Consider the following 19390-nt stretch of genomic DNA (forward strand, 5'->3'; position numbering starts at 1 on the left):
ACTATCGGCGGGCGATAGCTGCGCGAATGCGATGCAACGCATCAGGTCGGCGCACAAGATAACTCACCGGTGGCAGAAACGCTGAAGCGGGTCTCAGGCGGAAAGCCTGTGCGAGAAGGGCACCCGCGCCGGGCCGGCGCCGGACCAGATTGGAAAGCGCGCACCAATAGGCGCGGTCGCTCAGGCTCGCGCGACCGCGCCTTAGCAGTGTTTGGGCATCGGCAAGCAAAGCCCCTTCATTGCCAAAGAAGCTTTCGAGCGCGGCTTCGATTTCGGTATTCCAGGCAAGCACGTTATCAAGGATGGCGGATTGGTTCGCACCGTGGATACGGGTGAAATTCTGCACGGTATCAAGTTCGACGATATCGCCCAGTACCGCGAGCCGCATCCACATCTCGACATCGTCGGTATGGCGCAGTGCTGGCCGATAATGACCGGCATGTTGTTGAATGTGCGTCCTGGTAACGGCGAGTGGGCCCGGCACCGGGCTGCGTCCCGTCGCGCAGATTCTGGCGATGAAGTCCATGCCGCGATGAAGGTGCATGCCATCGGCATCGCTGCGAAATCCTGATGGTATATCGGCATCGTCACGGAAGAAGGCGGTGCGGCCGAACACCATATTCGCGCCGGGGTGATTGTCGAGCGCCTCCATTGCGCGCGCGAGTGCTCCAGGCGACAGGACATCGTCGGCGCAGATGATGGCGAAATAGTCCGCCCGAGCCCAATCGATGCCTTCGTTGAAAGACGCGTGACCGCCGAGGTTCCTTGGGCGCAGGCTCGTTTCGATACGGGGATTTGCTGCCGCGAGAGACCGGGCGATCGCGACACTGTCGTCTGTGGAAGCGTTGTCTATGATGAGGATACGCATGTCCGGGATGTTCTGGCCAAGGACGCTTTCTACGCATCCCTCCAGAAAGCGACCGTAATTGTAGTTGGGGATGACGATATCGATGGTGCTCATGGTTCCACCGCTGCGGGAACGACGGTGTCGGGAATGGAAGCCGATGCAGGAGGTTTTCCGACCCTGCGCAGACGCCCGGCAAAAGCATCGAGCGTCGAACGTATTTCGCTGACGAGTGGATGACGCAGAAGAAACAGGCAAACGGCCCAGCCTGTCACCGAAAGGAGGACGGCGCCGCCAGCCTGGGCGAGGGAGTAATCGAAGCGGAATCCCATCCAGGCAGATATGGCGAGCGGCCCCACAATCGCGGCAAGGGTCACGGCGGCACTCGGCCCGATGGCTGCGAACAGTTCGGGTAATTTGAAGTGCGCATGGCGTCTGACGAGATAGAAGGCGACGAGCATCTGGAAGGGCAGCGTGACGAACTGGCTCAGCGCTACCGCGGTGAGGCCAAAGAAGCTGGCAGAGCAGAGCACAATTGCCGAGACGCTGCGGCAGACGAAATTGCCCAGGAAAGCCTCGCGGTTGGCGTTGAGAGCGATCAGCAGCGGCGTTGTCAAAACCATGGGAAACCAGAAGATCGACGCAAGCGCGAGAATCCGGGTGATCGGAACGGCGGCGAGCCACTGGTCTCCAAGTGCAAGGCGCACGATGGGATCGGCGAGAATGGCCACCATGATCAGCGACGGCCAATACAGCACGGTGATGTAACTGAGGGCGCGCAGGTAGGACCTGCGGACGTCTCCACCTTCGCGAACTTCGGCGGCGAGCGCCGGGAAGGCGAAGGAAAAGATTGCCGAGAGGAAAATGCGATCGGGAATGGAGCAAACGGTATTGGCGCGATTGTAGATCGCGACCGCTGTCGGTGTCATGGCAAAGCCGAGCACCAGTTGCGGCAGGGACTCGTATAATTTGTCAACGATGGTTGCAGCGCCCCTGTAACGGCCGAATTCGGCCATGCGGCGCCACGACTTGAGCGAAAGGCGTGCTGTACGCTGGGCCGGATCGGCATAGGCTGCAAGGGCGCTGGCAACGCTGTTGCCGACGAGCAGGCCCGAGCGCGAAGCTGACGAAGCCCCATCCATTGCTGGCAGCGAAGATCGTCACGGCAGCCATAGCCACGAGGCCGATGGTTCGGACGCGTGCGATGGTGCCGAATGCCAGCCGGCGACGCAGCATGGAAAATGCCGGCATGCCCAGGCTTTCGGCCATGACGGCGGCAATTGCGAGGATAAGATAATGCTGGAGACCGGGCTGGTGGTAGAAAATCGCCAGATAGGGTCCGCATAGATAGAGAACGATCCCGAGAATGCCGCTGACGAGGAGCAAGAGTGTAAGCGACGTGTTGATGTCATCGCGTTCAACGACATCGAGCTGAATGAGGAAATCGGAAGAAACGAATTCGCGAAAGGCGAATATCACCGATGTCACCCCGTAGCCGATGACGGCAAAGCCAACTTCCGCCGGCGACAATAGTCTCGATACGATCGCGATCAGAGCGAGATTGATCGCAATTCCGAGGTGCTGTTCCAGCATGGCCATGAAAAAGGCGCGGCGGACTTTGTGCATCGAGGGCTCCGACAGCGTCGCCGATAATCGACGGTAGCGTCAAATCTAGAGTGGGGACTTGGATCTTGGAAATCTGACCGTTGGGATGGCAGCCGGATCCGTAGGTGTAGGCCGTTTGGAGAATGTCCGTTGAAGGGCGTGCGACATTGTGCGGACTACTCCCGTCGAGTGGTGAAGAGCCTCGGTATTACGTCGAAAGCATTAGGCTGCGGGACACCTTTGCTAAGGCGTAACGCTCTGCGGCGTTGCGACGGCATCAGTTGAGAGAAATTCCCGGCCGAGTAGCGCCTCTTGCTCGGAAAGCTGGCGCTTGAAGCGATCATTGGCGTGGTCGATCCGCTGTCTTACCGCCCCGGCTCCAGCGAGTATCTCCTTCACCAGCTCGATAACTTCCTCGACTTCGAACGTGTCGATGTGTCGGGCAAATTTTTCCTGGTCGAAATCGTTCATCAGATCATCGAACTTTCTGGCATAACCTATTGATATCGTCGGATTTCCTAGTTTCAGGGAGCAGACAACTCCATGATATCTCGACACCACCGCAAGGTCGATTACTGCCATCTGCTGCATGATATCGCGCAGCGTTGCGGCCGAGCTGATGTCGATCTGCGCCAACTCGTCCTCGGAGAGCATGTCCGTCAGCAGAAACATCAGATCCGCGCAGGCGACCCTGTCCGTAATGTCTCCCATCAGAAGGGTGATGCGATGGCCTTCACCGATCAACCAGCTCACGAGCCGTGAGAGCTTGTGGATGTAGGTCTTGTAAATCCTGGCGGCCTCGGGGTCGTTGTGACGCCAGCCGCGATAGTCCATGACGCCGACGCCTATTCTCATTACGCCGTCGGCGGACCTCTGCCGGTGGGGCACAGGAGCAGGAAGATCAAAAGCGATATCGGGGTAGCGGTGGTCTCGCGACACGTCGACACCGATCATTTTCATGTAGTTGAGCGAGAAATCGTCCCGGTAGGATCGATAGGAGGCCATCTGTGCGGCAGAGCGCAGGAACCAGCGGCTGAGACGGCTTTTCATCGGGCCGGCGCCGATGCTGACGAAGGCGATCCGTGTGTTGCGAAGGCGTGCAACGAGACACCAGCAAAACACGACAAAGGGCCAGCCGAACCACTTTTCCTGAAAATCATCGAGGATGCCGGTCCCCGGTATGATCATCAGATCAGCCTTGTCGAAACTAAAGAGGGAACTGACCAATAGCATCAGCCGTGAAGGCACCTTGCCGAGTAGCTTGTCCAGTTGCCTCATCCACGCGTTTGTCAGGGGAGCCCCCCCAACACCCATCGCACGAATATTGAACTTCGCACTTACGACTGTCGGACTTGCACAGATACACAACAGATCGGCATCGGGCCTCATCCTGCGCAGATAAAGGAGCATGGCTTCCAGCGATCCGTCATTGCCCGAATTGCCAGAGCCAAATTGTCCAAGGAGAGTGATCCTCATTTATTTTCCAATCGCAGCCCGGCGCCGACACGCTCGATATGGCATTGATATCCGCTGGAGCAGTTCGACCCCACACCGACCTTCGGGTTGCGTCTTACGCCAAACGAATAGTCTGACTGAGGCAAACCGCTCAAAGGAAGATACAGCTAAGCCTAAGATGCAACTGACTGTCATCCCGTGGCTTTTTAGTATGTCGCCTTAGCAGCCACTCGAACCATCCGCCGTCGATCCGTTGCGGCATGGTTGTGGATGCAAGAGCGAGAGTGTCCCATGAAGCTTGCCTATTTTGTCCTTCCCCATATCGGCGGCACCTATTCCGTCTTCAAACATCTTCGCAAAGGTCTCGCCGCCTATGGGATAGACGTTCGATGGCTCGGCGTGTGCAAGGAAACATACGGGCTGCCTTTCGATCTCCAGGGTGAGAAGGCTTTCGGTCAATTGCTGCGGATGCCCGTCAATCTCAGCGACCGCGAATGTGCAGCACAAATGGCGGCCGCCATCGAAGACGGCGGGTTCGACGGTGTGATCGTCAATGTTCTTGGCGATCAGTTGCAGACAAATATCGCGCGCTATCTGCCAGAAGGTATCCTGCGTATTCTCGTCGTTCATAATATCTCGCCTGGAACATACGCTGCCGCGCGCTCGATCCGGGACTATGCCCATGTTACGATCGGCGTATCGGAGCGGTGCCGCGCCGATCTGGTCGCGCGCAACGGCTTTTCGAAGGATCGCACCTACGCAATCCCGAATGCGGTGGACAGCGATGCGTTCCGGAGCCAGGCGGTTCGGCGCGTCAACCGGGGGCCGGAACTCAAGGTTCTCTTCGTCGGCCGCATTGAAGATGCATCGAAAGGCGTGATGTGGCTGCGGGAGATACTGGATGCCTCGCCCGAGGCGGTGCGCCTGACGATCGTCGGAGATGGGCCGGATATGGGCAAGCTCAGGAAAAGGCTAGACGGCCATGGTGATCGCGTCAGTTACGCAGGATCCGTTCAGCTTTCAGACATACCGGTCATCATGGCCAGTCACGATGTTCTCATCATGCCGTCCCGCTTCGAGGGGCTTGGCATGACGATGATCGAGGCAATGGCCGGCGGCTGCGTCCCGGTCGTGTCTCATATCCGTGGCGTGACGGACACGATTGTCGAGCCGGGTCGAAACGGCTTTCTGTTCCCGATCGGCAATTATACGGCAGCGGCCAATGCGATCGCGCGCTTGCATGCCGATCGCGACCTTCTCGAGCGGATGTCGATCGCGGGAAAGGAAATGGTCCTGAACCGCTTCAGCATCGAACGGATGGCCGCACGCTATAACGAAGTCATTACCATGACACTGAACGATCGTCCTGGCCTGTCAACGGTGCTCAGGATGGAGGACTGGTCTATTCCCGCCGGTTTGAGGCCGGGCCTTCGAACCTATCTGCCGTTGCCCTTGAAAAACTGGCTTCGCGTCGTTCGTGAACGGCTCTGAAGCGATGTTCGGCGATCAGCGGCGACTTGGACATCTGTGCGGCGTCTTTTTTTTTGGCTATGCATGTTTTCGACCTGCAACGCACAGGATACCGTTTTTCCGCTGCAGACGTCGCAGGACGGGCGTTATCTTGAAGACAGCAAGGGTCTGCCGTTCCTGATTGTCGGCGACAGTGCGTGGTCGCTCATTGGCGACACCTCTATTCCCGATGCGGAATTTTACCTGGAAACCCGAAAGCGGCAGGGCTTCAACACCGTGCTTGTATCGTTGATCGAGCATCAGTTCTCCCGCAAGGCACCAGCGAACTTCTACGACGAGAAACCTTTCGCAGGCGATGCCTTCGAGCAACCGAACGAGGCCTATTTCGACAGGGCAGAAGCCGTCATAAAGGCAGCCGCAAGTCGCAACCTGCTGGTGCTTCTCTGTCCGGCCTATAGCGGCGCACGCGGTGGCCCCGAAGGATGGTATCAGGAAATGGTCGCGGCCGGGCCAGAAAAGCTGCGGGCTTATGGACGCTATCTCGGGCAGCGTTTTGCGAAGTACCCCAACATCATCTGGGTGCAGGGCGGGGATTACGATCCGCCCGATCGCAATCTGGTCATGGCTGTTGCAATGGGGATCGCTGAAACTGATCCTTCGGCATTGCAGACCGTGCATGGCAATCCCGATACCGTGACGAGCGATTTTTGGCGGGACGCTTCCTGGCTCGATATCGATTCAGTTTATACTTACAGCAATGTCGCGGCGGCGGTGCTGGATCGTTACCGATCTGGACCAAGACGCCCTTTTTTCCTCATCGAAGGCGCATATGAAGGCGAGAACGATGTGAAGGAGCGTCAGGTTCGTCTTATTGCCTATGGTGCGCTGCTTTCAGGAGCGAGCGGTCAGCTCTTCGGCAACAATCCGGTCTGGCATTTTTCCGCCGTCGGGCTTTATGAAGCGAAGGACAGCTGGCAAGGTTCGCTGAACAGCCGTGGTGCTCAAAGCATCACCCATCTGGCCTCGCTTTTCAGACAACTGGCATGGTGGAAGCTCGTACCCGATCAGGGCAGCTTGCTGAAAAGCGATGCGGGCGCATTCGCGGCGCGCGACAGGGAAGGGTCTTTCGCCGTGATCTATCTCGACACTCCTTCCGTTGCGATCGATCTCGACAGTTTGGCGGCAGGCGAGAAAACCCTTCGCTGGTATGATCCCTCGAATGGAATTTACATCGAACCGATCGAGCGTCTTGGCCGCAGCGGCCTTCGCAACGTGACGGTGCCGGCATCGGCGAATGCTTTCGGCTTTCAGGACTGGATCGCCGTTCTCTCCACACAGGAATGATCACTTGTAAGATGCCGCTCGCTGCCGAGTCGTTCATTTGTGGTCGCTCGCCGTCAAGGTCTCAAACCTAGCTCTTTCGATAGTCGATCCGGTTCGGGGGTAGGGAGGGTAGACGTTAATTTCGACACCCTCTCCCTTTGGTGGATTTCACACGCCTTTTGCCCGCATACCCCTCAGGGCCGGTGTTTTTTAGGATCGTCTGGAGGCGAGTATCGTTGCAAATGCGCCGCCAAGCTTCAGTGTGGGGATCAGACATGTCGGGGATACTCTTCAACACCATTGCCACTTTCATTCTGTGCGTATCCCTCATCGTCGTTCTCAGGCGCCTGACCATTGTGTTTCAGCTTGTGGATCGCCCCGATTCAATTCGCAAACGCCACACGGGAGCCGTTCCTCTTTGCGGTGGCATCGCAATCTTTGCCGCTTTCGCTGTTTCCGCATTCGTCGGTGGGTGGAGCGAGGCTCTCGGCATGAACTTCTGGCTCGGGCTGGCGGTCATTCTACTAATGGGCGTTGTCGATGATCGCCGGCCGCTACCCGCAGCAGGACGCCTTCTCATGCAACTGGCAATGGCGATCGCTCTCGTAGGCGGCGCCGATATCGGCTCTCTCTCCATCGGCGTGCTGTTCACGCAGCATTCCGAGCTGTTCCTGCCGCTATTTTTCGTCATCGGAGTTCTCTTCGTGACCGGGCTGGTGAATTCGTGGAACATGCTCGATGGCGTCGACGGGCTTGCAGGTGGCACTGCGGGTGTCGCGTTGATCTGGCTGATGATCGTGGCGATCTTCGCAGGTGTCGGCGACATCATCGCGCCGCTTCAGGCACTCTGCGTGTGCCTCTGCGCTTTTTTGGTCTTCAACATGCGCGGTCCATGGCGTGCAAGGGCGAGCATATTCCTCGGCGATGCGGGCAGTACCGCACTGGGTGCTACGATTGCCTATGTGATCGTCCTGTTGGCGACCACAAGCAGTGCCGTATCCTTTCCGGCATTGCTCTGGATCGTGATCCTGCCGATCACCGATACGCTCAGCCTGATTGTCCGTCGTATCATGCACGGTCGCAGTCCAATGTCGGCCGATCGCTGGCACTTTCATCATCTACTGCTGGACTATGGTTTCACGCCGGCGGCGGCAACGAACACGCTGGTCGTCATTTCCTTCATTTGCGGCGGCATCGGTTTTGCCGGGATAAAAGCAGGTGTTCCGGCGGAAATGATGGCCGCCGGCCTTCTCGTGCCGATTGCCCTTCACACCGCGTTCGTCCTTACCGCGACGGGCTACCTCTCGAAAACATGGCTTAACAGGGGTAATTTCGATCTCTACCGCGAGGTGGTGCGTCTACCGGTCGCCGCCAGCGCCGCACCGGAGCCAAGAGCCATTCAATCGGCGAATGAAGAGTAATCGCATCATGAAAGCGCCGTGGCCCGGACCGCGAATTCCCTCGACACCGGTTTCGAAAGGACGGCTTTCGCGTTCGCGCATTTCCCGGAACATCAGAAATGCTCCGCCATTGAAACGGAACGCGATTTTACTGGGCTTGATGATGCTGAGTGCAATCGGGCTCTACGGACTTGCCCTCGTTTCAGCGGGGTCGCTCCTTGTCGTGGAGGACCCGCCTGCGCAAGCCGACGTCATCGTTGTTCTGGGCGGTGACGGTCCTCCTCGAGCTGCCCAGGCCGCAAAACTATGGCAAGAGGGAAGGGCGCCGCTCGTTCTGGTGACTGGTTATGGGGATTGCGACTTCATCCGCGACATGCTGGTGCGGTTGGGGGTGGATTCCGGAGCCGTCTCAACGGAATGTCTTTCGCTCAGCACCTGGGAAAACGCGACATTCGCACAGCCTATACTGACTGGAATGGGGGCAAAAAGCGCCATTCTGGTCACAAGCTGGTTTCATTCACGGCGCGCAGTAAAGCGCTTCCGGTTTGTGATGCCTCAAGTCCAGTGGATTTCCCTTCCTGCGCAACGAACCGTGTCGCTGTGGCGGCTTGCCATCGACGGCGATGGGGTGCAGGTGTTCAAGGAGTACGCCAAGGCGCTGTTCTACGACATCAGAAGCAGTTTCGTGCGGGATATGCCGCCGGTTCAGGCGGGGCTTGCTTCATCATGAACACGCTTCTGGTTTTTTGCCTCTTCGGTGGTGTTATCCTGCTCATCTGTTGGGGAATGATGCGTCGGGAGCGAATTTACGAGTTCCCGTTTCTGACGGGCGTCATCACGTTCAGTTTCATCTTGCCGCAGGTTCCCGGACTGGCGTCTGAACGGTTCCTGCCGGAAGGCGCGTTTGCCAGAGCCGCGCTTTTCATGATGCTTTGCCTTTTCATGTGCTGGTGGGGATGGAAAAGAACGGCAAAACCCTTTGCATTCTTCCGTATCGATTTCGATGAAACACGTCTGCTGATCGTCGCGGCCGTTCTGTCGCTTGCCGGTGCCTATTTCTATTTCAAGCTTAGCCGTCTGCCGGGAGAGTTGACCATTGCGGTACAGATGACCGGTGTTCCGGTCATGTACATCTTCTTCTCACGGCTGTTGAGCTATGGGCTGGCCATTGCCGTGCTTTGCCTTGCACGGCGATTCTCCTGGCTGGCGCTGGCCGTCCTTGCGTTCGATCTCGTCTTTTACCTGGATCGCATCGTGATAACGGGAAAGCGCGCCGAAGCGGTGGAACTCATCATGATGTTCGCGCTGGCATGGTGGTTTTACAAGGGATGGGCGATCCCGCGCATCTTCGTGATCATTGCGCTTTTCCTCGGCACACTGTCGATGAACAGCATGGGCGACTACCGCGCCATCACCAAGGCCAACGACGCTCCCGTGTGGGATGACATCAAGAGGATAGATGTCATCGGCAATCTTGAGAAAGTGTTCCGGGACGGCGGCGACGAGATGCGCAACGCGATCATGCGGATCGACAACACCGCAAACACCTTGCAATTCGACTACGGCAAGTTCCACTGGAACAGGCTGGTGTTCAACTTCGTGCCCGCGCAACTCGTGGGCGTGGAGGTCAAGCAATCCTTCATGTTGCCGGTGCCGGTTCAATCGCGCGACTACAATCCTGTCCTCGGCACGACCGAGACCGGAATGGCGGATGCGTTCGGGTCCTTCTGGTATCTGGGAGCGTTCAAATTTTTCCTGCTCGCCTATCTGGTGCGCCGGATCTGGGTGACCGCAAACACGGGCGAGTTCGCTGCGCAATTCACCTATCTGTTGTCGATCATACCGTCCATGCACGCCATCTCGCATCAGACAGACTGGGTTCTCATGGTCTGGGTGCATATGCTGATGTTTGCAGCGCCGGCGCTGGCATTTGCCGTCATACCCGCGCGCGTGCAGCAGCGTCGGTACGCGATACCATCCTTGACGTCTCAAGCCGGAGGATAGGCCATGCGCTCACGATACGACGACCCTGCCTTCCAGCATGCAACGACGCCCCTGCCGCGCTTCGGAGGTCCGACCTTTGCACTGCATTTGCGGCTGAAACGACTGGTCTGGATGATCGTCTGGCGGTTTCTTGCCTCCTGGACGCCGCCGCCGATGCGCCGCTGGCGCAATTTTCTCCTGCGCAGTTTCGGCGCGCGCCTGCATGCCACGGCAATGGTGCATTCCAAGGCGATCGTGTGGTGGCCGGGGCACCTCGTCATGGAGCGTCATTCATCTCTCGGACCTGGGGTGATCTGCTACAACGTCGACATGATCACCATCGGCCAATATGCCTCTGTCTCGCAACGTGCCCATCTGTGCACCGGGTCGCATGACGTTCAGGATAGCGCGTTTCCCCTCGTGACGCGGCCGGTGGTGATCGAGGAGGACGCCTGGGTGGCGGCGGAAGCCTTCGTCGGTCCCGGTGTCGTCGTCGGCAAGGGGGCTGTGCTCGGCGCGCGAGCCGTCACCGCGAAGTCATTGGAGCCCTGGACGATCTATGTCGGCAATCCGGCAAGGCCAGTCGGCTCGCGTCGTCAGGAAGCCGCGGCCTCCAACGCGCTCAGCCGATAACCCTCCAGGGTGGCATGGGCGATGGCCGGCCAGGTGAATTTCTCCAGCACAAGTCGGCGACCGTTTTCACCCATCGTTCTCGCTTTGGCGGGGTTGCTGAGCACGCTTGCCAGGCCCTTGGCAACCTCGGCCGCGTCAACCGCGACGATAACCCCGGCATCTGCAGATCCGACTTCGGGAAAGTGACACTGGTCGGTGATCACCACAGGCGTGCCGCAGGCGAGCGCTTCGGTGATCGCCATGCTGAAACCCTCCTGTCGGCTTGGCAGGCAGAAACAGTCGGCATCGACCATGGCTTCGAGCTTTGCTTCGCCGTAAATGGCCCCGACCATAAAGACGCGGTGCCGGATGTTCAGTTTTTTGACCAGGTGCATAAAGTGGCCCTCTGCTCCACCGGGTGGACCTGCGACGACGAGATCAACGTCGACATAGGTGTCAGAGATAGCCGCAAAGGCCGAGGCGAGAATGTCGACACCTTTTTTGATGTGCAGGCGTGACAGGAACAGAATGTAACGCCTGCCGTGCGCCAGGGCGATTTTCTGCTTGAAATGTCCCCGGGCCGGCAGGGGATCGAATTCCTCGGCAAAAACACCGTTCGGTATGATCAGATTTCGTGCCTGGAAATTCAGCGGCTCGACAGCTGCCATTTCATCGACGTTCAACAGGTGCAGGAACGCAGCCTCGTTCAGCATCTTCCGGTAGCACAGCATCAGGGCGATCTTCTTTTTCCACGATCTCTGGCCGAGACTCCAATGGTCCAGCATGCCGGCCGGGCAGATGCAGTAGGGTACGCCAGCGCCACGGGCGAGCTTGGAAGCATAGAGCAGGAAAGGCTCCCATACGCCGTGAATATGCATGAAGGAGGCATCTTTCAGCAAGGCTTTCAGCATGCGCCGGCCCCTGAAGCAAAACAATGTTTCCAGCCTCCCGGCCGGCGGCAGGAGATGCCAGTGGATACTCTCGAAATGCGGTATGCTGCGACCGATTTCCTTGACCTGTGCTTCGATCGCGGCGTCGCCGTAGCTGACGATATTCACATCGAGGCCGAGGCCGGCCTGTGCAGCGGCAAGGCGCATGGCAACGGCCTGCAAGCCGCCATGCTTGGGATCGATCGAAGCGATGACGTGGATGATCTTCATATCTCTTTGTTCCCCAGGTATCGCGCGTCGTCCGCGAGGCAAAGACCCGCGGACCCGGACAGATGCGGCCCCGACAGGGCGGCAAGAAGCCGCTCGCCGTAAGACTCCACGGTATGTTCGGCTGCGCGCAGGAGTGCATTGGCAGACATGATCCGCCTCAACTCGGGATTGTTGGCAAGCGCACGCACCGCGATCGCGATAGCTTCCGGATCGCAGACGGGAACGATGAAACCTTCGATGCCATCGCGAACGACGCTGCCGGTGTTTTCGGTGGTTATAACCGGCAGGCCCGCTGCCAGAGCTTCATAGACGGCGGTCGCGGAGCCTTCGCAGAGCGACGGCAGCAGGAAGACATCCGCCCACCGAAACTCCTCGACGATCTGCGAGCGCGGAACGATCCCTCTCAGCTCGACCCATTGCGAAATCTGCTGCTTGACATCATCGGGTACGCGAACGCGACCTGCCATCCGGAAGCGGGCGGCGCCGTCCATCAATCTGGCAGCTTCCACGACATAGGGCGATCCCTTGCGCAGCCCGACTTCGCCCACGGTCAGGACCCTGATTGGCCCCGGCATGCGTGCCGGTCTGTCGATGGCAGCCGTGGAATTGACCCCATAGGGAACGACGACACACCGGTCTTCCGGGCCACCGCATGCGACGACGTGCTTGCGGACAAATTCCGACGGGCAGACGATGACATCTGCAAGGCGCCACTCCGCTTTCTCCCTATCGGCAAACAGACGCGCATGCGGATTATCCCGCACCGGGCCGGCCCATGCGGGAAACCGCATCATCTCCTGGTCCAGAAGCGTTTCGACGACATCGCGTGGCGCGATCATCTGCTCGACTGCGGTCCAAAGGCCCTGCTGTTTTGCCGCCCGCATCTGTTCGAGGGCGTCGCCGCTGAAGGCGTAGAGACCAGCTGCGCCATGGAAGCCGCGCCGGGCCACCATTTCGGAGAAAATCGACCCGGCCCAGATCGCGTGAGAGGTTTCCTCCACAACGTCTTTCGTTCGCATGTGGCGCAGCACGGAACGGAGGCCAAAGCTGGAAAACACCGTCGTCAGCGCTGTCGGCACGCCTTTTGGCAGCCGACCGGCCAGCCGTTTGACAGGTGCGGGATAAAGGTTTGCCGGAAACGAATTGACGATCCGGGGCCAACCTTTCGTGGCGCATATATCGGTGTAAAAATGCGCAAGGCGGCCAGCGGATGCAAATATTCTCGGTACGGCATAATGCATGCGGGCGCCGAGCTGGCTGACGACGACTTTGTCTTTCATGACGAGATACCTTGAGCGATAGGGGGCCTGGAAGGCTCGACAGTCTGCAGCCCGGCGATCAGCACCGCCCAGGCATCTGCCGCCTTTTCTCGGGAATAGTCGGCACAAAGCAGCCGCCGTGCCGCATCCCCCATTGCTGTCGTGGTATCCGGGGCATCGCAGAGCTTTTCGATGGTGCTGGAGAGCTTATCGATCTCTCCGATTTCAACGTTGCTGCCGCATCCCTTGGCTCTGAGAACGCGCGGCACCTCTCCATCAGGGTCGCCAACGAAGATCGTCGGCCTCCCGGCCGCCAGGATGCCATAGAATTTGCTTGGAATGATGCAGTGTTCCAGTTCCGGCAGCAGCGAGACCAGATGCACATCAGCAACGCTCAGGCTTTCAGCAAGTTTCTCAACGGGCTGCAGCGGCTTGAAGATGACGTTTTGAAGACCGAGATCCTGCACGACAGTCTTCACAGCCGCGTGCTGGTGTCCGCCGCCAATGAGAAGGAACCGGATATCCTGCCGGTGCTCGAGACGTTTCGCCGCTGCCAGCATAGTGCCGAACTCATGCGCCCGCCCGAAGTTTCCTGAATAGCCGACGACAAACACATCCTGCAGTCCCCACGCCTTCCGCAGGCTGTTATCCTGGGGCAAGACAGGATAGATTTCCTCCCCATCCGACCAGTGATGCAGGACGCTGACGCGATCCTTTGCAAGCCCTTGTGTGAAGAGGAATTCCGCCATCTTGTCGGTAGGGCAGACAACCATGCCGGGGGATCGCAGAGACCAGTTGCGCGCCTGCGTCAGCCATGGCGCAAGCCACCGTGCACGTTTCCTGAAAAATCCAAGCTCGATTGCGGTCTCCGGAAAAAGATCCATGATCCAGTTCACCATGAGTGCGCCCTTGAGGCGGATCGCGATGCTGCTCATGACGGAGAGGAGCGGAGGATCGGTGCAGACAACGACCGTGTCCGTCGCCCGAACGTTGCGCAGAAGCCAGGCGAATGCCAGCACCTGAAAAAGAAGATAATCAATGCTCCGGCGCATGAGGCTGTGGCGGCCGAAGCGGCCGCTTGCGAGCCGTCGGATCTGTACACCCCGAACCGTTTCGGTTGCGGGCAACACGCTGCAGGGATGATTGTGTATTTCGCGACTTGCAACAACAGTCACAGTCATTCCGCGCTGCGCCATTGAGATGGCCAGCGACGATATCATCCGGCTTGTTGCCGACTGGTCGGGGAAACCGTATCTGTTCAGGAAGATCATCCTCACGCTTTTTTCTCCCGCCAAACGTCCGGTCTGAAGAAGCATTCTTGGCGACGTGAAAACAGGCGACAAGCTGGTCGTAAGGACTAGTGGGCTCACGATACGGAGTGGCCAATACTCCGAAGTTGGCGCCGTACTATCCTTTTGGTAGCTGAAACGCAGATGACGCCCTTATGGGTTATGGAATCCATGATGCCCCGGGCCAATCAATGGCAGGGACGGGCCGATGTGGATCGCGAGCTGACTGCGCGCCGTCCCGAGGCGCAGCCGCACGCGACGCTGTGTGGCCTCGAACCGAAGTCCTGTCTCAAGATATGGATGTAACACCGAGTCCGACCGAGCTCCCCGCCGATGTCCAGGAGAGCGGCGCCTCAATGGCGGTTCCAGGTTGTGCCCAGGCTCCGGCAGAAATCCTCCTTCCCGGGCCGAATATCGGCGTGGCTGGAGGCGTTTGATCGCGCGGTACCCGAGCCATATTTAATGCGGGTGCGAAAGCAAAATTCGTTCGCTTCGCCTCTTGATTTTGAAAACACGAAAAACCAAATCGTCAGCCGCCAGTCGCTGATGACAGGACTGGCCGTGCTGGAAGCGCCGCTTTTGGCGCTTTGGTACCCATGTTGCTTCAAGGAGGATATGGTTATGGCAACATCTTACGACTATGCACCGTTGTACCGATCGAGCATCGGATTCGACCGGGTTTTCAATCTTCTCGAAAACGCCCAGCGCACCCGCTCGATCAGTGACTGGCCGCCCTATGATATTATCAGGACGGGTGAAGACAGCTATCAGATTTCTATTGCGGTGGCTGGCTTTACACGGGACGAGATCGACATCACTTTCCAGTCCAATCTCCTGACCGTGACAGGCAAGAGACAGGAGACACCCGCGGAGGGCTACCTGCACCGCGGCATTGCGGCCCGTCCGTTCGAGCATCGGTTCGAACTCGCCGATCATGTCAGCGTGAGCGGCGCCGAACTGAAAAACGGTCTCCTTTCGATCGATCTCGTCCGCGAAATCCCGGAGGCCCTGAAGCCCAGGAAAATCGACATCCAGACCGATGCGGTTCTGGTGCCGACAGTTGCCCCGGGGCAGATAGAAGCACAGAAGGCGGCTTGATTTACATTGTTGGATGAACAGGGGCGCCGTCGCGATGGCGCCCACCAATATCCGGGATGGGAAGGAGAAAGCAATGAAACCCGATATGTTCAGACAGCCTGTTTTCATTCTTGTCGGTCTCGGCTTTCCAGCGGAGGTTCGAAACGTGCTGGAGGCCTACCGACATCTTTCCGAGTGGCCCGCAACAAACCGAGATAGCGCACATTCCATTGCGCTTAAGGCATGTGCTGCCGCGTTGCGCGGCGAGATTGAAGCGGAGACCGCCCGCAGTTTGTTCGTGGCCTTTGCCGAAAGACACGATCTGCTTGCACCGGAAGATGGTGCCATCGCCGCGTCTCGTCTTTCGCGCGACAGAGATCCGCATGTGAATTGAGATAGGACGGATGATGAATGTGTAGCGGCAAGTTGCACGCTGTGCGGGGGCTCTGCGTCCTTTACAACGCAGCGGAGGGCGGCTGGCATCGGAGGGCTTGTTGAAGGCGTGCGTAGAGGCGCTACGCTCAGGCACGCCATTCGCAATCCGCTGCCGCTATCTTGCCGGGGCGCGGCCGGTGCCGGTCGCTTCCATTGATGGAGGTTCGGGATCGGGTACGACTGATAATGTGTGTTTGAGACATTTAAGTGCGAAACAGGATCGGGAGTGGCGTACACCCTCGATCTTGTAGAGCTTCCGGCGCAGAAACTGCTCGTAGCCTGCGGTTCCCGCCACGGCCACCTTGATGAGGTAATCATATTCACCTGTTGTCAGATAGGCTTCCAGCACCTCCGGAAGAGCGGCCATCGCTTCTCCGAAGCGTTCCAGAACCTCGTCGTCGTGGCGGTCCAGCATCACCTCGATGATAACAGTTTCGGTCAGTCCGAGCTTGGCCTGATCGAGAATGGCGGTGTAGCCGCGAATGACGCCTTCGTCTTCCAGTCGCTTGACCCGCTGCCAGCAGGGACTGGGCGACAGCCCCACCTTTTCCGAAAGCTCCGCATTGCTCAACCTGCCGTTCTCCAGCAGGGTGCGCAATATCTTGCGGTCAATTCTGTCCAGCGGTTTCGTCATCCCGGTCTCCCCACAATATGTTGCAAAAGATCTGCCGTCACTGCGGCAGCCTGCGAAAGAAATGTTTTCCGACGGGCGGTTTGGCGGTGGCATTCGAAAGCACCTTCCGCTGATTTTTAAGTACCGTACTGCAAGGTACAGGCAGCAGGGAGGAGCAGGCGTGGCACCCGTAGAACAGCATCATTTTCCAAGGCCGAGAACGTTGATCCATCCCGGCATTTCCTCGCCGGTGCGCATCAATAGCCTGCACTCGCCATCCGCGCGCCACGTGCGGCTGTTCATTGCGGCGGGCCGCAGTCTTTATGATGGAATCGTGCAGCCGCTTTTTGAAAACGGCATCGAGAATGCCTCGCTCACCATTCTTGGCGGCTATTTCGACATATTGTCCTATTGCGTCGCCCCGCCCGACCCTTCCGGCAAGGCGGTCATTGCCTATACGAAACCCATCGACGCCGGTGCGGCCTGGCTTGTCTTCGGCAACGCTACGCTCGGGCGCAGCATGAAGGGCGAGCCGATCGTCCATTGCCATGCCGCCATGCGCACCGCGGCAGGTGTGGTCAAGGGCGGCCATCTGCTGACTGAATCCTGTATTGTTGGCGAGAGCGGCGTTTCCGCCCTGGTGACGTCACTCGATAGTTTCGTGCTGCAGCAGTCCTTCGACCCCGAAACCAACATTCCCCTTCTTCAACCCAGGAACCGTACGGAGCGCGCCGATGAACACGCATAACACTGTAGAAACCGGATCCATGGGGCGTGTGGCCTATGCCCGCATCGCACCCAATGAAGACCTCGTTCTCGGTGTCGAAAAACTGTGCCTTGCCGAAGGTTTTCGACATGCCTTTGTGCGCGGTGCACTTGGTAGTCTTGTTGATGCCTGCCTCGGCACCCGCAACGGCGCGTTCTTGCAGATACGCGGTCCCGCCGTGGAAATCGTCTCCATCGCCGGCGAAGTGCGTGCCCAGCCCGACGGCTCGCTGCGCGCCTCGCTGACCGGTGTCGTCGCCGATACCGAAGGTTCGGTTTATGGCGGTCCCTTCATCGCCGGAGCTAACCCGGTTTGCATGACTTTTGAAGTGACGCTGGAAGAGTGGTTGCCTGCGGAAAAGCCGCAGGCGGCGTGAGTTGTAGTAAGGCGGGCCGGTGAGTTGCTCAGCGCAACTCATGCGGCGCGCCCCTGTCTTTCGGTCAGAAGTAGCTCGAAAGTAACGCAGACCGGGTTTTTGCCGCGTACCAGCCGCCCGCCGCTGATATGTGTGGTGAGGTCCACCATCGCGATATCGAGCATTGCTTGTCGGTCTCCCGACGCGGCCGTGCCGATACGGCCCTTATTTATGAGGATTTCGCTCGCGTAGGCGTTGAGGCTTGTTCCGTCTTCATAATCCGCACCGACCAGGCTGCCAATTCCATTGACTTCGGCTTCTCGCATTCCAAACTCGGCAGAGGCCTCTTCGAGTGCCGTGCATATATCGGTATTGGGGCGCACTGTGCATAAAAGTGCCCGAAGACCCGAACCCTTCTGGCGGCGCTGCTGCGCGATGGGTGTGAAAAGCGGGAAATTGGTTTCCTCATCCTTTTGCACATCGAGGATCGCTCCATCCAGCGCCAGAGCTTCAAGCGGTGTTTCTACAGCAAATTCGGTCTCGAAAGGCAGCAGATGCCCCATGGAGACAACGCCGTCGGCACTCTTCCATGAACCATGGCAATGCAGAAACGGCGCGTTATCGCGTCGGCCCATATGCAGGCCGGCATCGATGATTGTGCCACCCGGCATGGAAAAGGTTTCGCTATACCATGCGGCATGTGCGTCATCCGGTGCGGCCGCCGGCATGACATAATGCAGCCGTTTCATCGGTACGTTCTTCAGTCTGACGTAACCGCCTTCGAACCCCAACTCCGCAAAGGCATCGGCAATCGCTTGGTTGGCGCTTACGCCGGGCCGGACCGTCAGAGTAACAGGATAGGCGTGGCAGCCGACGGCGCGAAAGCGTTCAGGCGTTATCGGTCCGGGATGGACGATGTGGCGGGGAAGCTCTTGCGTGCCTGTCTCCGTCATACCGCAAGCCCCGCGGTAATGAAGCCCCCATCCACGGCGAGTACCTGTCCGTTGATGTAGCTTGCGTCGTCTGACACGAGGAAAGCCACGGCAGAGGCGATCTCGTCCGTCCTGCCATAGCGATGCATGGGAACACGGCTATGCCATTGGTCGCGAACATTTTCGGTATGAACCGCCTGGGTGAGGGGGGTATCGACCGGACCGGGAGCAATTGCATTGACACGAATGCCTGATTGCCCCAGTTCGTTTGCCATCACCATCGTCAAAAGATTGACGCCGCCTTTCGAAGCGCCATAGGCGCTGCGACCACGATTTCCACACATGCCGGAAACAGAGCTGATATTCACGATCGAGCCGGCAAGATCGCGCTCCAGCCAGTAACGCGCGGCAGTGCGCGCTACCGCGAAGCTGCCGACGAGATTGACATCAACGATACGGCGAAATTCTTCGACGCTTGTGTCGACGGACAGCTTGTCGATACCGATGCCGGCGCTGTTGACGACGGCCACCAGATCAACCGCATGATCGGAATCTCCCGCGGTCAGGGCGGCGAAAGCCACCTCTATCGATGCCTCGTCCGCAACGTTGCAGACGATGCCGCGCGACAGATCGATACCGAGCTTTTCGCAGGCTATATCCAGCGCCTCGCGCTTGAGATCCAGCAACCATGGCTGCCAGCCGCGCGCCATCAGGAGCTGCGCAGTGGAAAAGCCGATGCCGGATGCACCGCCGGTGATCGCGACAGCCCCTTTTGTCCCTGTCGTCTCTTGTGTCATACCGTCTCCTCCCGG

Annotated in this window: 20 protein-coding genes and 1 pseudogene; 11 read left to right on the forward strand and 10 right to left on the reverse strand. The window is 58.7% G+C overall.

Translation table 11 applies throughout. The features are described from left to right. Position 1: 1 nt before the first annotated feature. The 4 genes and pseudogenes from CRO62_RS12410 to CRO62_RS12420 all read right to left on the reverse strand — a co-directional run bounded on the left by CRO62_RS12410 (position 2) and on the right by CRO62_RS12420 (position 3925). The gene (locus CRO62_RS12410) at positions 2-961 is read right to left on the reverse strand and encodes a glycosyltransferase family 2 protein (RefSeq protein ID WP_097100346.1); all 960 of its coding nucleotides are present in this window, start codon (positions 959-961) and stop codon (positions 2-4) included. After that, positions 958-1986, reverse strand: a complete 1029-nt coding sequence (locus tag CRO62_RS12415; RefSeq protein ID WP_323455488.1) for an oligosaccharide flippase family protein — start codon at positions 1984-1986, stop codon at positions 958-960. Before CRO62_RS12415 ends, CRO62_RS12410 begins: the two co-directional genes overlap by 4 nt. 28 nt (positions 1987-2014) lie before the next feature. Continuing rightward, positions 2015-2470 (reverse strand): annotated as a pseudogene (locus CRO62_RS27645) (oligosaccharide flippase family protein); the annotation flags it as partial. A 222-nt stretch (positions 2471-2692) separates the two neighbouring features. Continuing rightward, positions 2693-3925: a polysaccharide pyruvyl transferase family protein gene (locus CRO62_RS12420; protein WP_097100347.1), complete on the reverse strand. Its 1233-nt coding sequence runs from the start codon at positions 3923-3925 to the stop codon at positions 2693-2695. A gap of 270 nt (positions 3926-4195) precedes the next feature. Between CRO62_RS12420 and CRO62_RS12425 the strand changes: the two genes are divergently transcribed. The 6 genes from CRO62_RS12425 to CRO62_RS12450 all read left to right on the forward strand — a co-directional run bounded on the left by CRO62_RS12425 (position 4196) and on the right by CRO62_RS12450 (position 10713). Then, the gene (locus CRO62_RS12425) at positions 4196-5395 is read left to right on the forward strand and encodes a glycosyltransferase family 4 protein (protein WP_097100348.1); all 1200 of its coding nucleotides are present in this window, start codon (positions 4196-4198) and stop codon (positions 5393-5395) included. Between the two features lie 63 nt (positions 5396-5458). Next, positions 5459-6718, forward strand: coding sequence for a DUF4038 domain-containing protein (locus CRO62_RS12430; RefSeq protein ID WP_323455489.1), 1260 nt, complete (start codon positions 5459-5461; stop codon positions 6716-6718). Positions 6719-6972: 254 nt separating this feature from the next. Beyond that, positions 6973-8118, forward strand: a complete 1146-nt coding sequence (locus tag CRO62_RS12435) for an MraY family glycosyltransferase (RefSeq protein WP_097100349.1) — start codon at positions 6973-6975, stop codon at positions 8116-8118. Positions 8119-8260: 142 nt separating this feature from the next. After that, positions 8261-8827: a YdcF family protein gene (locus tag CRO62_RS12440; protein ID WP_323455490.1), complete on the forward strand. Its 567-nt coding sequence runs from the start codon at positions 8261-8263 to the stop codon at positions 8825-8827. Next, positions 8824-10101, forward strand: a complete 1278-nt coding sequence (locus CRO62_RS12445; RefSeq protein ID WP_179784505.1) for a hypothetical protein — start codon at positions 8824-8826, stop codon at positions 10099-10101. Before CRO62_RS12440 ends, CRO62_RS12445 begins: the two co-directional genes overlap by 4 nt. Positions 10102-10104: 3 nt before the next feature. After that, on the forward strand, positions 10105-10713 hold the full coding sequence (locus CRO62_RS12450) for an acetyltransferase (RefSeq protein WP_003517601.1): 609 nt from the start codon (positions 10105-10107) through the stop codon (positions 10711-10713). Here the strand turns inward: CRO62_RS12450 and CRO62_RS12455 are convergent. Genes CRO62_RS12455 through CRO62_RS12465 form a run of 3 tightly spaced genes read right to left on the reverse strand, consistent with a single transcriptional unit; the run spans position 10677 to position 14382 of the window. Beyond that, entirely contained in the window at positions 10677-11852 is a 1176-nt protein-coding gene (locus CRO62_RS12455) for a glycosyltransferase (RefSeq protein ID WP_097100351.1), read from the reverse strand. The two genes, CRO62_RS12450 and CRO62_RS12455, sit on opposite strands and share 37 nt — an antisense overlap. Then, a complete protein-coding gene (locus CRO62_RS12460) occupies positions 11849-13132 on the reverse strand; it encodes a glycosyltransferase family 4 protein (RefSeq protein ID WP_097100352.1) in 1284 nt (427 codons plus the stop codon). The genes CRO62_RS12455 and CRO62_RS12460 overlap by 4 nt, the downstream gene beginning before the upstream one ends. Beyond that, complete coding sequence (locus tag CRO62_RS12465) at positions 13129-14382, reverse strand: glycosyltransferase family 4 protein (RefSeq protein WP_097100353.1); 1254 nt, start codon at positions 14380-14382, stop codon at positions 13129-13131. Before CRO62_RS12465 ends, CRO62_RS12460 begins: the two co-directional genes overlap by 4 nt. Before the next feature lie 192 nt (positions 14383-14574). Here CRO62_RS12465 and CRO62_RS27650 point away from each other — a divergent pair, with 192 nt between their 5' ends. The 3 genes from CRO62_RS27650 to CRO62_RS12475 all read left to right on the forward strand — a co-directional run bounded on the left by CRO62_RS27650 (position 14575) and on the right by CRO62_RS12475 (position 15871). Continuing rightward, positions 14575-14706, forward strand: a complete 132-nt coding sequence (locus tag CRO62_RS27650) for a hypothetical protein (protein WP_323455491.1) — start codon at positions 14575-14577, stop codon at positions 14704-14706. A gap of 315 nt (positions 14707-15021) precedes the next feature. Continuing rightward, on the forward strand, positions 15022-15498 hold the full coding sequence (locus tag CRO62_RS12470; protein ID WP_097100491.1) for an Hsp20 family protein: 477 nt from the start codon (positions 15022-15024) through the stop codon (positions 15496-15498). A gap of 73 nt (positions 15499-15571) precedes the next feature. After that, a complete protein-coding gene (locus CRO62_RS12475) occupies positions 15572-15871 on the forward strand; it encodes a DUF982 domain-containing protein (RefSeq protein WP_097100354.1) in 300 nt (99 codons plus the stop codon). A gap of 156 nt (positions 15872-16027) precedes the next feature. Here the strand turns inward: CRO62_RS12475 and CRO62_RS12480 are convergent, their stop codons facing one another. Further along, complete coding sequence (locus tag CRO62_RS12480; RefSeq protein WP_097100355.1) at positions 16028-16546, reverse strand: Lrp/AsnC family transcriptional regulator; 519 nt, start codon at positions 16544-16546, stop codon at positions 16028-16030. Between the two features lie 160 nt (positions 16547-16706). Here CRO62_RS12480 and CRO62_RS12485 point away from each other — a divergent pair, with 160 nt between their 5' ends. Together CRO62_RS12485 and CRO62_RS12490 are read left to right on the forward strand one after the other, a co-directional pair. Next, the gene (locus CRO62_RS12485) at positions 16707-17273 is read left to right on the forward strand and encodes a hypothetical protein (RefSeq protein ID WP_025596087.1); all 567 of its coding nucleotides are present in this window, start codon (positions 16707-16709) and stop codon (positions 17271-17273) included. Beyond that, positions 17260-17667: a PPC domain-containing DNA-binding protein gene (locus CRO62_RS12490; protein WP_179784506.1), complete on the forward strand. Its 408-nt coding sequence runs from the start codon at positions 17260-17262 to the stop codon at positions 17665-17667. The genes CRO62_RS12485 and CRO62_RS12490 overlap by 14 nt, the downstream gene beginning before the upstream one ends. A gap of 38 nt (positions 17668-17705) precedes the next feature. On the opposite strand, the gene CRO62_RS12495 is transcribed toward CRO62_RS12490, so the two are convergent. Further along, positions 17706-18599 (reverse strand): DUF296 domain-containing protein, encoded by an 894-nt coding sequence (locus tag CRO62_RS12495; RefSeq protein ID WP_097100357.1) that lies wholly within the window; start codon positions 18597-18599, stop codon positions 17706-17708. Further along, entirely contained in the window at positions 18596-19375 is a 780-nt protein-coding gene (locus CRO62_RS12500) for an SDR family NAD(P)-dependent oxidoreductase (protein ID WP_097100358.1), read from the reverse strand. Before CRO62_RS12500 ends, CRO62_RS12495 begins: the two co-directional genes overlap by 4 nt. Positions 19376-19390: the final 15 nt, after the last annotated feature.

The organism is Rhizobium sp. AN6A (assembly GCF_900215635.1).
Classification (GTDB): domain Bacteria; phylum Pseudomonadota; class Alphaproteobacteria; order Rhizobiales; family Rhizobiaceae; genus Agrobacterium; species Agrobacterium tumefaciens.